Origin of the sequence: Verticiella alkaliphila (assembly GCF_018904615.1) — a bacterium.
Classification (GTDB): domain Bacteria; phylum Pseudomonadota; class Gammaproteobacteria; order Burkholderiales; family Burkholderiaceae_B; genus Verticiella; species Verticiella alkaliphila.
This window is the reverse complement of the sequence record NZ_JADCNH010000001.1, coordinates 256,430-270,930: the sequence shown is the minus strand read 5'-3', so window position 1 is coordinate 270,930 and position 14,501 is coordinate 256,430. Positions and strand designations below refer to the sequence as shown.

General features: G+C 67.5%; 16 protein-coding genes. 12 read left to right on the top strand and 4 right to left on the bottom strand.

All coding sequences use genetic code 11. From position 1 onward, the window contains the following. Positions 1–52: 52 nt before the first annotated feature. Together IMZ29_RS01510 and IMZ29_RS01505 are read left to right on the top strand one after the other, a co-directional pair. A complete protein-coding gene (locus IMZ29_RS01510) occupies positions 53–505 on the top strand; it encodes an Rrf2 family transcriptional regulator (protein WP_216179604.1) in 453 nt (150 codons plus the stop codon). After that, positions 492–1,397: an NAD(P)/FAD-dependent oxidoreductase gene (locus IMZ29_RS01505; RefSeq protein ID WP_216179529.1), complete on the top strand. Its 906-nt coding sequence runs from the start codon at positions 492–494 to the stop codon at positions 1,395–1,397. The genes IMZ29_RS01510 and IMZ29_RS01505 overlap by 14 nt, the downstream gene beginning before the upstream one ends. 45 nt (positions 1,398–1,442) lie before the next feature. On the opposite strand, the gene IMZ29_RS01500 is transcribed toward IMZ29_RS01505, so the two are convergent. Further along, positions 1,443–2,423 carry an MBL fold metallo-hydrolase gene (locus IMZ29_RS01500; protein ID WP_216179527.1) on the bottom strand — a complete coding sequence of 327 codons (981 nt, stop codon included), beginning with the start codon at positions 2,421–2,423 and terminating at the stop codon, positions 1,443–1,445. Positions 2,424–2,571: 148 nt separating this feature from the next. On the opposite strand from IMZ29_RS01500, the gene IMZ29_RS01495 reads away from it, so the two are divergent. Beyond that, entirely contained in the window at positions 2,572–3,543 is a 972-nt protein-coding gene (locus tag IMZ29_RS01495) for a LysR family transcriptional regulator (RefSeq protein ID WP_216179525.1), read from the top strand. On the opposite strand, the gene IMZ29_RS01490 is transcribed toward IMZ29_RS01495, so the two are convergent. Continuing rightward, complete coding sequence (locus IMZ29_RS01490; protein ID WP_216179523.1) at positions 3,497–4,699, bottom strand: alpha/beta fold hydrolase; 1,203 nt, start codon at positions 4,697–4,699, stop codon at positions 3,497–3,499. The genes IMZ29_RS01495 and IMZ29_RS01490 overlap by 47 nt on opposite strands. Positions 4,700–4,803: 104 nt before the next feature. Between IMZ29_RS01490 and IMZ29_RS01485 the strand changes: the two genes are divergently transcribed. Then, the gene (locus IMZ29_RS01485) at positions 4,804–5,490 is read left to right on the top strand and encodes a glutathione S-transferase family protein (RefSeq protein ID WP_216179521.1); all 687 of its coding nucleotides are present in this window, start codon (positions 4,804–4,806) and stop codon (positions 5,488–5,490) included. Positions 5,491–5,494: 4 nt separating this feature from the next. Here the strand turns inward: IMZ29_RS01485 and IMZ29_RS01480 are convergent, their stop codons facing one another. Then, a complete protein-coding gene (locus IMZ29_RS01480) occupies positions 5,495–6,526 on the bottom strand; it encodes a cation diffusion facilitator family transporter (protein WP_216179519.1) in 1,032 nt (343 codons plus the stop codon). 213 nt (positions 6,527–6,739) lie between these two features. On the opposite strand from IMZ29_RS01480, the gene IMZ29_RS01475 reads away from it, so the two are divergent. The 8 genes from IMZ29_RS01475 to IMZ29_RS01440 all read left to right on the top strand — a co-directional run bounded on the left by IMZ29_RS01475 (position 6,740) and on the right by IMZ29_RS01440 (position 14,004). Beyond that, positions 6,740–7,381, top strand: coding sequence for a helix-turn-helix domain-containing protein (locus IMZ29_RS01475; RefSeq protein WP_253206630.1), 642 nt, complete (start codon positions 6,740–6,742; stop codon positions 7,379–7,381). Between the two features lie 224 nt (positions 7,382–7,605). Then, the gene (locus tag IMZ29_RS01470; RefSeq protein ID WP_216179517.1) at positions 7,606–8,577 is read left to right on the top strand and encodes a Bug family tripartite tricarboxylate transporter substrate binding protein; all 972 of its coding nucleotides are present in this window, start codon (positions 7,606–7,608) and stop codon (positions 8,575–8,577) included. A gap of 11 nt (positions 8,578–8,588) precedes the next feature. Next, entirely contained in the window at positions 8,589–10,109 is a 1,521-nt protein-coding gene (locus IMZ29_RS01465) for an amidase (RefSeq protein ID WP_216179515.1), read from the top strand. A 74-nt stretch (positions 10,110–10,183) separates the two neighbouring features. Next, positions 10,184–11,323: an NAD(P)/FAD-dependent oxidoreductase gene (locus tag IMZ29_RS01460; protein ID WP_216179513.1), complete on the top strand. Its 1,140-nt coding sequence runs from the start codon at positions 10,184–10,186 to the stop codon at positions 11,321–11,323. A 20-nt stretch (positions 11,324–11,343) separates the two neighbouring features. Next, positions 11,344–11,718, top strand: a complete 375-nt coding sequence (locus IMZ29_RS01455; protein WP_216179510.1) for a RidA family protein — start codon at positions 11,344–11,346, stop codon at positions 11,716–11,718. 99 nt (positions 11,719–11,817) lie between these two features. After that, positions 11,818–12,465 (top strand): CDP-alcohol phosphatidyltransferase family protein, encoded by a 648-nt coding sequence (locus tag IMZ29_RS01450; RefSeq protein WP_216179508.1) that lies wholly within the window; start codon positions 11,818–11,820, stop codon positions 12,463–12,465. Next, positions 12,462–13,058: a lysophospholipid acyltransferase family protein gene (locus IMZ29_RS01445; protein ID WP_216179506.1), complete on the top strand. Its 597-nt coding sequence runs from the start codon at positions 12,462–12,464 to the stop codon at positions 13,056–13,058. The genes IMZ29_RS01450 and IMZ29_RS01445 overlap by 4 nt, the downstream gene beginning before the upstream one ends. A gap of 4 nt (positions 13,059–13,062) precedes the next feature. Then, positions 13,063–14,004 carry a phosphatidate cytidylyltransferase gene (locus IMZ29_RS01440; protein ID WP_216179504.1) on the top strand — a complete coding sequence of 314 codons (942 nt, stop codon included), beginning with the start codon at positions 13,063–13,065 and terminating at the stop codon, positions 14,002–14,004. A 79-nt stretch (positions 14,005–14,083) separates the two neighbouring features. Here the strand turns inward: IMZ29_RS01440 and IMZ29_RS01435 are convergent, their stop codons facing one another. Continuing rightward, the gene (locus IMZ29_RS01435) at positions 14,084–14,458 is read right to left on the bottom strand and encodes a COG4315 family predicted lipoprotein (RefSeq protein WP_216179502.1); all 375 of its coding nucleotides are present in this window, start codon (positions 14,456–14,458) and stop codon (positions 14,084–14,086) included. Between the last annotated feature and the right edge of the window lie 43 nt (positions 14,459–14,501).

The following is a 14,501-nucleotide window of genomic DNA, read 5'->3' as shown; positions in this document are numbered from 1 at the left end:
GGAGAGGTGCTGACATTCGACAGTTCGTGCTTCATGTAATATCATGAGTTACATGAGACGCGACAGCAAACTTTCCTCGATCCTGCACGTGCTGCTGCACATGGCGCACAGCGGCCGTTCCATGACCTCCGAGGAGCTCGCCGGCTTTCTCGATACGAATCCGGTCGTCGTTCGTCGCACGCTGGGCAGCCTTCGCGAGCTGGGGTATGTCGATGCCGTCAAAGGCCACGGCGGTGGCTGGTCGATCACCTGCGACCTTGCGCATGTCACGCTGCATGACATCTACGTGGCCGTGGGCGCCCCCGCGGTCTTTGCCTTGGGCAATCGCAACGAGCATCCGGCCTGCCTCGTGGAGCAGGCGGTCAATACCGCCCTCGATGCTGCCTTGCGTGAAGCAGAAGCCTTGCTCGTCGCGCGTCTTGCCGACGTGACCCTGGCCGATCTCTCGGCCGACTTCAATCGACGCTTCGCGCGTGTCAAAGGAGCCCCGGATGCCGCCCATTGATCCCGTCTCCCTGGCCGATGCCGCCGTGATTGGCGGAAGCTACGCTGGTCTGTCGGCTGCCCTGCAACTGGCCCGCGCACGCCGGCGAGTCGTGGTGATCGATGCCGGCCAGCGACGCAATCGCTTCGCGTCCGCTTCACATGGTTTTCTGGGCCAGGACGGCCGCTCGCCCGGTGAGATCGTGGCGGACGCCCGGGCACAGTTGCTGGCGTATCCGAACGTGGAGTGGCGCGACGCCACGGCGACGCAAGCGACGGCCACAGCAGAGGGCTTTCGCGTGTCCTTCGCGCAAGGTACTGCGCTATCGGCCCGCAAGCTCGTGCTCGCCACGGGCGTGATCGACGGACTTCCGCCCATCGAGGGCGTGGCAGCGCGCTGGGGCCAGCACGTGTTTCATTGCCCCTACTGCCATGGCTACGAGCTCGATGGCGGGCACATCGGCGTGCTCGCCGTGGGACCGGTGTCGCTGCATCATGCCCTGATGCTGCCGGACTGGGGCACCGTCACGTTCTTCACGAACGAGGCCATCACGTTGAGTGAGAGCGATCGGGCCGCGCTCGACGCCCGTGGCGTCACGCTGGAGCCTGCCCGCGTGGTGGCCATCGAGGACGAGGCAACCGTGGCGCTCGCCGACGGGCGCCGGGTGCCGCTCGCAGGCCTCTTCGTCGCGCCGCGCACGCAGATGGCGAGCCCGATCGCCGAAGCCTTAGGGTGTGCGTTCGACGACGGACCCATGGGGCCGTACCTGCGGGTCGATGCCATGCAGCAGACGTCCGTACCCGGTGTGTTCGCCTGCGGTGATGCGGCACGAGCCGCGGGCAACGTGGCGTTGGCCGTGGGCGATGGTGCGATGGCGGGAGCGGCCGCGCACCGGGCGCTCATGTTCGGTTGAGGGCGCGACGCGCCGCGTGGATGGATGCGGCGCGCCATCTGAGCATCACTCGCCGGCGCGATCCCGGTGATCGACTGGCACGAAGCCAAAGCCCTTGCCCTGTGCGCGCACGTGTCCGATGCCCGGGAATGCGAGGTGCGCGCCCGCGATGGCGGTGCGCTCCTGGGCGAACTGGCTGAGGAAGCGCTCGCGGGTGGCTCGAGCAGCCGCGGGGTCAACGTCGTACACGATGGTGATGTCCGGCCTGGGCATCTGCACGGATTGCACGTGGAGCAGATCGCCGATGAATGTCAGGGATTCGTCCTGGCTCTGCAGGCGGTAGAAGCTGTGGCCAGGCGTGTGACCGGGCGCGGGAATGGCGGTGATACCGGGCAGGATCTCGGTCTGGCCCTGAAAACCGCGCACCTGGCCGCGGGCTACGTAGGGGCCAAGGCTCGCGGTGCCTTGCTGGAAGTACGCAGCGTCGTAGCCCTTGACGCCTTGCTGGTGATCGGGCGCGAGGAAGTAGTCCACCTCAGCCTGACCGACGTGCACCACGGCATTGGGGAACACCGGCTTGCCGTCCTGGCTGAGCCCGCCGCTGTGGTCGGCGTGGATGTGCGTGATCAGCACATCCGTGATGGCCTCGGGTGCGATGCCCAGCGCGGCTAGACGTTGCACAAGCTTGCCGCCATTGCCCGGCCCGAAGAGCGTGCCCGCCCCGGTTTCGATCAGCACGTGGCGCTCACCGATCGTGACGAGGTAGGCGTTGATGGAGGCTTCGACCGGGTTCCGACGGAAGGCTTGGTGCAGCAGGGCGTCCGTTTGCGCAGGCGTGGTGCCGAGCAGGAGTGCGTGCAGATCCTGCGGCACTGAGCCGTCGGACAAGGCGGCGACTTGCAGCGCACCCACGGCGTAGTGCTGGATGCCGGGCTGCTGACGCGAAGCGGTGGCTTGCTCCGCGACAGGGCCGGCGTGAAGGGCAGGTGCGGCAGCAGCGAGTGCTGCGACGAGGAGGAGGATGGGCAGCGGACGTTGGGAGGGCATGGGTTCAGTCGTGGCCGTCGGCCCCGATGCGGTATCGGCTGCATCGATAGGGTGGGCGGCGTCTCGTGGCAGAATGAAGGAGTGGTCAGCGTAAAGCCTGCCCATCACGGCGGAAAAATCGTATCTGCCGATCTGACCTATCGGAATCATGGATATCCACCGGGCCGACTTGCCGCTGCTCATCTCTCTGGACGTGTTGCTCGCCGAGCGCAATGTCACGCGGGCTGCGCGGCGCCTGCATCTGAGCCAGCCTGCGCTGTCCGGGCAGCTCGCGCGATTGCGGGAATGGTTCGGGGATCCGTTGCTGGTGCCCTCCGATACCGGGCGCGGCATGGTCCCCACCGAGCGGGCGCTGGCCTTGCAGCCACGCCTTGCCGAGGCGTTACGCGCCCTGCGCGAAGCTGTGGCACAGGATGCGGCATTCGATCCGCGCACGTCCGAGCGCACCTTCGTGATCGCGGCCAACGACAACGTCCTCAGCATTCTTGCGCTGCAGGTGATGGACGACCTGATCCGGGATGGCAACCCCGCGCTGCGTCTGGCGATCTTACCCCCCACGGCGCCCGACCTGATCGATCGCATGGCAGCGGGTGAGGTCGATCTCGTGCTGGGCGACGTGTCCGGCTTGCCGGGCTCGTTGAAGGCGCGGGCGCTCTTGTCCGACACGTTCGGCTTCGCGCAGCGCAAGCAGCATCCAAGAGGCATGACGGCGCCCAGCCTGGACGAGTACTGTGCTTTGCCGCACGTGGTGGTGTCGTCCCGTGCGGAGTTTTCCACGGCGGTGGACGATGCCTTGTCCGAGCTCGCGCGCGAGCGGCGGGTGGCGATCGCCGTTCCGAGCTATGCGCAGGTGGCCGTCGTGCTGTCGCAGACCGATGGGGTGGCGACCCTGCCGCGTCAATTGTTGCGGCGATTTGCGAGCCTGGTCGACGTCTTCGATGTGCCGCTGCCCCTACCGCCTTTCGAGATGGCGATGGCGTGGCATCCTCGGGCGCATCAGGATCCCTCCGCCCAGTGGCTGCGCGCGCGAGTGCTGGCCGCGGCCGAGACGCTGGCGCAGGCCCGCGACCCGGTCAGTGTGCCGTGCCTTGCGCGGCCAACACCTCGCCCTGCCAGCTGAAGTAGGGGTTGAAGGTAAGCCGCGCGTGGACTTTGCCGGGCTCCTGGTAACCCCAGTCGGAGAACCACAGCGTCTCGTCGGCAGCGCAATCGTCGCGCGGTGGCAGGGCTTGTCCGTTCCAGCAGATGCGCAGGCTGCCTGCTCGGCCGTACAAGGCGTTCTCAGGCGAGAAGAGCACACCCATGTGCGAGAACTGGCTGATCCGCCAGTCGGGCAGGCGATCGGGCCGCACGAGGATGCGCGGATCGTGTCGCGCCTGGACCGGTGCATTGCCATACCAGATGAGTCGGCTTGCCGGGTGGGTGAAACGCGTATGGAACGTGTCGGCCAGGGCGCCCGTGTCGATGACGGAATCGTGCTCGGCGACGACCATCAGCGTGGGTTTGTCATACGGTGCCTGCGCGAGGTCCTGCAGGACCTGGCGGCTACTCCGGTAGAACTGCGCAAACCCGTTGGTGGGCACGGTGAGATAGCGCACCGCATTCTGGACGGGCCGTGAGCCGTCCGGCGTGAGCAGCCACGGACGCACCCAGCGGATCCACGGGGTCAGCCAGTCGTAGGCACTATCCGATCGGAACGCGGGCGAGAACAGGAGCAGGCCGTCGACATCATCGCCAGCGTAGGCGCGATGCACGGCCAGGTTCGCGCCGGTCGAAAAGCCGCCGAGATAGACCTGGTCCACATCCGCGCGCAGCGCGGCCACCTGGGTGGCAACCACACGCTGCCAATCGCCCAGGCTCACGTCGAGCAGGTGCTCGGGGCGCGAGCCATGACCGTCGAGCAGCACGGTGCGCACCAGAAAGCCCTGCGCGGCCAGTTGCTCGCCGATGTCATGGAACGACCAGGGCGAATCGCCCAGGCCATGCACCAGCAGGACACCGCGTCGGGTCGGCCCGGCGGGTCGCCATTCCCGGGGGCCGTTCCAGGCGAGCTCGCGGTCGTGGTCCGCGCTCTGGAAAGCCCGGGTCGCCCGCAGTTCGGCGAGGGTGCGGGATTGATACTCGGCAAAGCTCGTCGGGACGACCGGTGGCGCGGGCGTGGTGCAGGCGGCAAGGCCAGCGAGCAGCACGCACGCAACCGCGAGATTCAGGCGGCGTGGCTGCCGCGTGTGGCGAGGGCGCCGGGACACATTGCCGGGCGACAGGACGGTGGACATGGGGATCTCGAAACGCCGGCATGCAGGGCCGGCACGCAGGGCTCTCGCCGGTATACCATGGCGCCATATCCCTGACACCGTTCAGATCTCAGGAGCCTTCTCTCGTGCTCACGCTCTACATCGGCAACAAGAACTACTCGTCCTGGTCCATGCGGCCATGGGTCTTGATGAAACAGGCCGGCATTCCCTTTGACGAAGTGGTGGTGCGTTTCGACGGCTTCGAGCCGCAGTCGCAGTTCAAGCAGCGCATGGCCGAGATCTCGCCGGTGGGCAAGGTGCCCGTGCTGGAGGACGACGGCCTGCGCATCTGGGATTCGCTCGCCATCGCGGAGTACTTGGCCGAGCGCTTTCCGCGGCGCCAACTCTGGCCGGCCGACGTGCCGGCCCGCGCCCTGGCGCGCGCCGCCTGCGCTGACATGCACAGTGGCTTCACGGCATTGCGCTCGCACCTGCCGATGAACATCGAGGCGAGCCTGGCCGCCGTGGGCGAGCGGGTGCTGCGCGAGCAGCCGGCTGTCGTGGCGGACGTGCGGCGTCTGGAAAGCCTGTGGCTCGGGCTGCTCGAGGCCCATGGCGGGCCGTTGCTCTTTGGTGCCTTCTCGATCGCCGACGCCTTCTTCGCGCCGGTGGCCAGCCGCATGCGCACCTACGCCGTCCCCTTGCATCCGGACGTGCAGCGCTACGTGGATCGTGTGCTGGCGCTGCCGGGCGTGGTGGCGTGGGTGGACGATGCCGTTGCGGAGCACGACTTCCGGCCCTTCGAGGAGCCGTATCGACAGGCCGCGCCATGAAGGCTCACGTGTGCGGCGTCAGCTGCCCCGGCGGATCGACCTGGACCGTCACGTGATCGATCGTGTAGCGCGTCTGTAGCCAGGCTGCCACCTGGGCGGGAAGGGCGAGGGGATCCGCGTCCGGCGCTGGCGTGACGTGCACGGTGGCCACGCTGGAGGCGTCGGTGAGCGTCCAGGCATGGAAGTGACCGGCTTCGGCCACGCCGGGCAGCCGGGCGATCTCGCGCTCGGCTTCGTGGGCGTCAACGCCGCGTGGCACGGCCTGCAACAGCACGCGGATGGCGTCCGAGACGAGGCCCCAGGCCGAGCGCACCACCAGCGCAGATACCAGGACGGACAGCAGCGGATCCAGCAGCGTCCAGCCCGTCAGCAAGATGCCGATGGCGGCGGCGATGGCGCCCAGCGATCCAAGCAGATCGCCCAGGACGTGGAGGAGGGCGCCCTTGAGGTTCGCGTCTCCGCGATTGCCGGACCACAGCACATAGGCCCCCACCACGTTCACGATGAGCCCGATCGTCGCGACGATGAGCATGGGCCCGGCGAGCACCGGCGCTGGCGTGTGCAGCCGTTGAATGGCTTCCCAGACGATCCAGGCCACCAGGAGGAGCAGCGACGCGCCATTGGCGAGCGCGGCCAGCACGCGGACACGATGGAATCCGTAGGTGCGGGTGCCGTCGGCCGGGCGACGCGCAATGCGATAGGCCACGAGCGCAAGCAGCAGCGCGGCGGCATCCGAGACCATGTGGCCGGCGTCGGCGATCAGCGCGAGCGAACCGGACAGCCAGCCACCGACGGCCTGGACCACGGCGTAGCCTGCCGTGATGGTGAACACCACCGCGAGCCGACGTTCGTTGCCGGCGGTGACGACGGGGCTGTGAGTGTGGCTGTGGCTGTGGTCGTGCGCATGCCCGTGACTCATCGACGCGTTCTGCCGGCGCTCGCCGCCCGAGGCGGGAAGGTCATGATCATGATCGTGGCCATGACCATGACCATGATCGTGATCGTGTGGTTGGGGGGCGGGTTCTTGTGCGGGCATGCGGACATCCTGGTGCAAAGACGGGGCAATGACGAATACGGCACTCTACACCGTTGTCGTTCGCGCTCCGGAGGGCTCGGCGTTCGCGAGACCGGAGCGCCACACTGCCCCATCTGCCCCTCGACAGGTGAGCAAAGGGCGGGCTTGGTGTCCATGACGGCATAATGCGGGCAGGCGCGCTGCGCCCTGTCTTCACTCTCTGACCGTCTGCCCATGTCGCGTACCCGCGCTTCCCTCGCTGCCCCCATCCCGTCGTCGCTGTCCGAGCCGATCGAGTCTGCCCCGGCGGGCATCGATCGCCTCACGATGGGCGAGCGGCTGCGGGCCTTGCGCAAAGGGGCCGGGCTCACGCTGCGCGAGCTCTCGGCACGCTCGGGCGTGACGCTGCCCACGCTGTCCAAGATGGAGCTGGGACGGGTGTCGATCAGTTATGAGAAGTTCGCTGCCGTGGCGCGTGCGCTGGACGTGGACATCGCGCGTCTCTTCGATCCTCAGGCGGCCGCGCCGGTGGCGGTGCCCACCTTCGTGCGCTCCTCGCCTGCAGGCGCTCCCCTCTACACCAGCGATCACTACGCTCACCACATGCTCGCGGTGGACTATCCTGGCAAGTGGATGACGCCGGTGCATGGGCGCATTCTCGCCCGCTCGCTCGGGGACTTTCCCGAATTCATGCGGCATCCCGGACAGGAATTCGTGACCGTGCTGACGGGCGCTGTCCGCATCTGCTTCGAGACCGGCGAGCACGTGGATCTGAAGCCCACCGAGTCTGCGTACTTCGACAGCGGCGTGGGGCACGTGTATGTGTCCACGAGCCGCCGCCATGCGGAAGTGCTGATCGTGATGGCGCGACGCTAGCCCGCTCAGGGTTTGCACCGATTATCAGATAAGAGAACAGTTGGCATGCTTTCTGCATGATTCCAAACGGGGTGCCTGCGGCGTCCGATTATCATTTATGATAATTCTGGATGGTGCCGCGGGCGCACCCGAAGTGTGCGTCATGCACGATGTCAGGGCGAACGCGGAGAGCCGCGGCGCCTGCTGACTGCGCTTACTGCCGGTTTGCGGCTCAGGGGTTGATCATGAAGTCCCGCGTCACGTCGATTCTCGCTTCGGCCCTGGCGGCCGCCTCGCTGTCTGGCCTGGCCCACGCCGCCTACCCGGACAAGCCCATCCAGCTCATCCTGCCGTTCCCGCCGGGAGGCGCGGCCGACGTTGGCGGACGACTCGTTGCCGCCCAGCTCGAGAAAGTGCTGGGCACCACGGTCATCGTCAACAATCGCCCGGGCGGCGGCACGATCATCGGCGCGCAGGCGGCGGCCAACGCGGCGCCCGATGGCTACACGCTCTTCATGAGTTCGAACTCCACGTTCACGCTCAACCCGGCCATCCGTTCGGATCTGCCCTACGACGCCGTCAAGGATTTCGAGCCGATCGGCGCCGTGGGCACGTTGCCCATCGTGCTGGCGGTGAATTCCGCGCAACCCTACAAGACGCTGGCCGAGCTGGTCGACGCCGCCCGCGCCAAGCCCGATGCGCTGATGTACGCCTCCTTCGGCACCGGCACCGTGGCTCACTTTGCGGGAGAGATGTTCAAGTCGGCCTCCGGGATCCGCATCTCGCATGTGCCTTATCGGGGCAGTGCGCCCGCCATGACCGATCTCATCGGCAATCAGATCCCCATGGCGTTCGACACCGTGGTGGGTGTCCTGCCGCAACTCAAGTCCGGCAAGGTGCGTCCGCTGGCCGTGACGACGTCCAGCCGGGCCAAGGCATTGCCGGATGTGCCGACGGTGGCAGAGAGCGGGTATCCTGGCTTCGATCTGAGTTCCTGGGTCGTCATGGTCACGCCGGCAGGCCTGCCCGACGATGTCGCCGCCAAGCTCAAGGAGGGTCTCGTCACGGCGATGGCCGATCCGCAGTTGCAGGAGCGCATGGCGGCGGCGGGCTTCGAACCCGTGCCGACCCGCGTCGACGACTGGAAGTCGCGCGTCTCCGAGGAGACCGCGCGCCTGAAGACCATTGCCGAGAAGGCCAACATCAAACCCGAGTGACACGCTTGCCCATGACTGCCGAATCCTTGTTGTCCCTGTCCGCCGTGGAGCTGCGCCGCCAGATCGGTGCGCGCCAGCTCTCGCCTGTCGAACTGCTCGAGGCGTGCATCGCGCGTATCGAGGCCGTCAATCCTGCCGTGAATGCAGTGACGGCAACGGCATTCGATCGGGCGCGGGTCGAGGCGCGGGAAGCCGAGGCGGCGGTCATGCGCGGGGACGCGCTCGGCCTTTTGCGTGGCCTGCCGCTGGGTGTGAAGGATCTGGAGGACACCGAGGGGCTGCTCTCGACCTATGGCTCTGCGCGCTTTCGCAGCTACGTGCCCGCGCGTGACAATGCGCTCGTGGCCCGGCTGCGCGCCGCAGGCGCCATCGTGACGGCCAAGACGAACGTGCCGGACATGGGGGCCGGCGCCAATAGCCGCAATCCGGTCTGGGGCGCGACGGGCAATCCCTTTGATCCGACATTGAACGCGGGCGGTTCTTCGGGCGGTTCGGCGGCCGCCCTGGCCCTGGACATGCTGCCGGTGTGCACGGGCTCGGATACGGGCGGCTCGTTGCGCATCCCCGCCGCCTTGTGTGGCGTCGTGGGGTTCCGGCCCTCGCCCGGGCTGGTGCCCGTGGATCGGCGGCAGCTCGGCTGGACGCCGATCTCGGTGGTCGGCCCCATGGGGCGTACCGTCGAAGATGCCTGCCTGCAGTTGGCCGCGAGCGTGGCACTGGACGACTGCGACCCTTTGTCCTATGAACGTGACGGCAGCGCGTTCCTCTCGCCCGCCATGGCCGATCTCGGCAGCCTGCGGGTGGGGTTCACAGAAGACTTCGGCGTGTGCCCCGTGGATGACGGCATCCGCCAGGTCTTTCGCGAACGTGTCGCGTCCATCCGCCATCTCTTTGCTCAGTGCGCCCCCGTCACGCCCGACATGGGCGAGGCAGACCGCTGCTTCGATATCGTACGCGCAGCGAGCTTCGTGGCGGGGTTCCGCGATGCGTATGCGCGCGAGCCCGAGCTGCTGGGCCCGAACGTGCGGGCGAACTACGAGATGGGCGCGGCCATGACGCTGGACGACGCCACCTGGTCGCATCAGGAGCAGACCGCCATCTTTCGCCGGTTTCAGCGGCTCTTCGATGATGTGGACGTGATCATCGCGCCGACGACGCCGGTCTCGCCGTTCCCCTGGACGCAGCTCTATCTGGAGTCGATCAACGGCCAGCCGCTGCGCAACTACTACCACTGGCTGAGCCTGACCTACGTGGTGACGCTCGCCACCAATCCGGCCATCAGTCTGCCGTGCGGGGTGGATCACCGCGGCATGCCGTTCGGGCTGCAGGTGATCGGCCGCTATCGCGATGACGCGGGCTTGCTCGGCGTGGCCCGTGCCATGGAAGCCGCGTTTGCGGGTATTCGCGAGACGCAGCGCCCGCGCCCTGATCTGTCGCGCCTGGCCGAGCCACGTCCGGAGCTGCGCTCCATCGTGACGCATCCCCCGGTGTTCGACGGCCCCGCGGGCGGGGCGGCCAGCGCACCGGTCTGAATCAGGTTGGGCGGCGACGGCAAGGGCGCCGTCGCACGCCCTTGAGTTATCAAATACGAGAAATAGGAAGTGCAATGTCGGATGCGAAGCGGTATGACGTCGCCGTGATCGGCGCAGGCATGGCGGGGGCATCGCTCGCGTGGCAGATCGCCCCGAGCGCGAGCGTGATCCTGCTCGAGCGCGAGAGCCAGCCCGGCGATCACTCGACCGGCCGTTCGGCGGCCATGTTCATGGAGACGTATGGCACGCCCATGATCCAGGCACTCACGCGGGCGAGTCGTGCGTTTCTCACGCAGCCGCCGGACGGCTTCACGGATCAGGCGCTGCTGCATCCGCGTGGCGTGCTGTACCTGGCCACGCACGAACAGACGGATCTGCTGCAGCAGACCTACCAGCATCTGCGCGCACAGGCCGACAACGTCGAGCTGATCGACGCCCAGGCCTGCGTGGCGCGTGTGCCATGTCTGCGCGCCGAGCGTCTGTCGGGTGGCATCGTCGAGCCTGATGCCATGGACCTGGAGGTGCATGCGCTGCACCAGGGCTATCTGCGCGGTGCGCGTCAGGCCGGGGCCGAGCTGCGTTGCCACGCCACGCTCACCAGCGCGCGGCGCGAAGCCGACCATTGGGTGCTGACGCTCGCCGATGGCAGCCTGGTGCACGCCCGGCAGTTGGTCAATGCCGCTGGCGCGTGGGCCGACGACGTGGCGGCGCTGTGTGGCGCCCAGCCGGTGGGCCTGGAGCCGCGCCGGCGCACGGCCTTCACCTTTGCCGCTCCGGCTGGCGTCAACACTCAGACCTGGCCCGCGGTGGTGGGGGTGGCCGAGAACTTCTACTTCAAGCCCGATGCTGGGCAACTGCTCGGTTCGCCGGCCAATGCGGATCCTGTCGCGCCGCATGACGTGGTGGCCGAAGAACTTGACGTGGCGATCGGTATCCACGAGATCACCGAGGCCACCACGCTCGAGATCCGTCGCCCTTCCCACGTCTGGGCCGGGCTGCGCTCGTTCGTGGCCGATGGTGACTTCGTGATCGGCTGGGACGATGCCTGCCCCGACTTCTTCTGGCTCGCCGGGCAGGGCGGTTACGGCATCCAGACCGCGCCGGGCGCGTCGACGTTGGCAGCGGCGCTGTTGCGCCGCGAACCGCTACCCGCGGCGTTGACCGATCACGGGGTGGACGCGTCGGCCGTGGCCGTGCGCCGCCTGCGACCCTGAACTTTTCCCTAGGAGACTCCATGAGCGTGCAACGCTTTGCCTCGCCCCTTCCGCTGCCTTTCTCCCGTGCGGTGCGCGCGGGTGACTTCCTTTTTCTGTCCGGGCAGGTGCCCATGGACGCAAACGGCCAGGTCGTGCGCGGCGACATCCAGACACAGACCCACGCCGTGATGGCCCGCATCTGCGAGAGCCTGGCGGTGGCTGGAGCGTCGCTCAAGGACGTCGTGCGCGTGACCGTCTGGCTGGCCGATCTGGCCGACTTCGCGGGCTTCAACGAGGCCTATGCGACGCACTTCGCCAAGGAACACCTGCCGACGCGTTCCACCGTCGAGGCACGCCTGGCGCTCGACGTGGGCGTGGAGATCGAGGTGCAGGCGTATCTGCCGGATCGCTGATCACGCCCGGCTGCGTACGCAAAGACACACCTTCGGATACATCTGCACTGCACTCTCATTTACTATTTGCGCTCTACCGTAACTGGAATGACGTAGCGCATGCGTGCATCCGACCATTCGCAGGAACCGGCAGACCGCCGTCCCCTGGCCTCGCGCGGCACGCGCTGGGCCCAGGGCATGGCTGCTGCCTTGCTCAAGACACCGGCCACGCCCAACGGCATCTCTGCCACGGGCATCGGTTTCGCCGCCGCAGGGGGCCTGGCCTTCGCGTTCGCCCCGCAGCATCCCTGGCTGTTCCTTGTGGGCGCCTTGCTCGTGCAGGCCAGACTGTTGTGCAACCTGCTGGATGGCATGGTTGCGGTGGAAGGGGGCAGGGGCTCGCCTACCGGCGCGCTCTACAACGAGATCCCGGATCGCTTTGAGGACAGCTTCCTGCTGATCGGTTTCGGCTATGCGAGTGGCGTGCCGGAGTTCGGTTTCATCGCGGCCTTGCTGGCGGTGCTCACCGCCTACCTGCGGGCCTTCGGTGCCTCGCTGGGGCTGGGTCAGGATTTCCGCGGGCCCATGGCCAAGCCGCAGCGCATGGCCGCGCTCACGATCGGCGCCGTGCTGGCGCTGCTCGAGGTGAGCCTCGTCGGGTCGTTGTACGTGCCCATCGTCGTCATGGTGATCGTCGTGATTGGCACGGCCTGGACGTGCTGGCGGCGCATCGCGCGCATGGCCGGCACGTTGCGGAGGCCGTCATGATCGATACCGCACTTGTCGGTCTGTCGCGGTTCCTGGTAGGCGGTCACCCCGAATGGGTGGGCTGCGAGCCGTCCGCGCGCCAGCGCATCTATTTCGCCAATCACGGCAGTCATCTGGACACCGTGCTCATGTGGGCGGCGATCCCGAAAGTCCATCGTCGCACCACCCACCCGGTCGCGGCCGCCGATTACTGGGGCAAGGACAAGTTCCGGCGCGCCATCGCGATCGGCCTGCTCAATTCCGTGCTGGTCAACCGCAGTGGCGGCGCCACCGGCGAGGATCCGCTTGCGCCGCTCGAGGCCGAACTCGCGCGCGGTCATTCGCTGATCATCTTTCCCGAGGGCACGCGCGGCAGCGAGGCCTTGCCGGGCTCCTTCAAGTCAGGCCTCTACTGGCTCGCCCAGCGGCACCCGAACGCCGAACTCGTGCCCGTGTACCTGGAGAATCTCGCGCGGGCGTTTCCGCGTGGCGCCTTCCTGCCCGTGCCGATCTCGTGCGCGGTGCGTTTTGGCGCGCCGATCCAGCTTGCCCCGGACGAGGACAAGACCACCTTTCTGGCGCGCGCCCGCGGTGCCGTGATCGCCCTGGCGTGAGGACATGATGGATTCGACCTTGCTGACGTTGTTTGGTGGCCTGGTGGTGCTGCTCACCCTGGCTTCCGTCATCGGACGCGTGCTGGGCCAGCGCGCGACCACGGCCGATGGCCGCGCCACGGTGGAGAACTTGAACGCCCGCATCCGCGCCTGGTGGGGCATGGTGGCGATCTTTGCCATCGCGTTCGTGTTCGGCCGGACGGTGACGCTCGTGCTGTTCACCCTCACGTCCTTCTATTGCCTGCGCGAGTTCATCTCGCTCACGCCGACCCGCCCGGCGGACCACACGGCGCTCGCGTTCGCGTTCTATGTGTTCCTGCCGCTGCAGTACATCCTGATCGGGGTGGATTGGCAGACGCTCTTCTCGATTGCCATCCCCGTCTACGCCTTCCTGCTGCTGCCAGTGCTGTCCGTGCTCAAGCACGATACCGACAACTTCCTCACCCGCACCGCCAAGGTGCAGTGGGCGCTGATGCTCACGGTGTACTGCATCAGCCATGCGCCGGCGTTGCTGTTGCTCAAGATCCCGGGCTACGAGGGGCAGGGCGTGCTGCTGCTCTTCTTCCTCGTGGCCGTGGTGCAGCTGAGCGACGTGCTGCAGTACGTCTTCGGCAAGCTGATGGGCAAGCACAAGATCGCGCCGGTGGTGAGCCCGAACAAGACGTGGGAAGGTTTCATCGGCGGCGGCCTGGCAGCCACGCTGATCGGTGCCGCGCTCTATGGCATCACGCCCTTCACACCCTGGCAGGCCGCCGGGATGGCGCTGGCCATCGTGCTCGCGGGCTTCTGCGGCGGGCTGGTGCTGTCGGCCGTCAAGCGTTCGATGGGCGCGAAGGACTGGGGTCGCATGATCCAGGGCCACGGCGGGGCGCTGGATCGCATGGATTCGGTCACGTTCGCCGCGCCCCTCTTCTTTCACCTCACGAACTACTTCTTCGTGCCGTGAGCGGGCAAGCGGCGATCCGGCGCAGGTGCCGGATCGCCGAGGCCGCGGGGCAGCGCCCCCGGCACCCCGAGCCGAGCGCTCAGGGTTTGACGACGTGCCAGACGCTCTTGAAGCCGTCGCCCGTCTTGTCGCCAGGCTTGGCGTCGGATTTGTAGCGATACAGCGGCAGGCCCTTGTGGGCCCACTGCTTGGTACCGTCGTCGCGGGTGACCACGGTGTAGTCGCCTTCCGGCGCTGCCGTGGCGCTGGCAGCCAAAGGCGGCCACAGATCCGCGCAGGGGCCGTTGCAGGTGCTCTTGCCGCTGTTGGCAACGTCCTTGTCGAACGTATAGAGCGTCATGCCATCGGCATCGACAAGCATGCCGCCCGCCGCCTTGGCGGGGACGGCGGCATAGGCCGCGTGGCCCGCGAGAGCGAGGGCAGCGGCCAACAGGGTCAGACGAACGCGCTTCATGACATCCTCCTCGGATGAACGTGGGATCACGCGCGTTCATTGT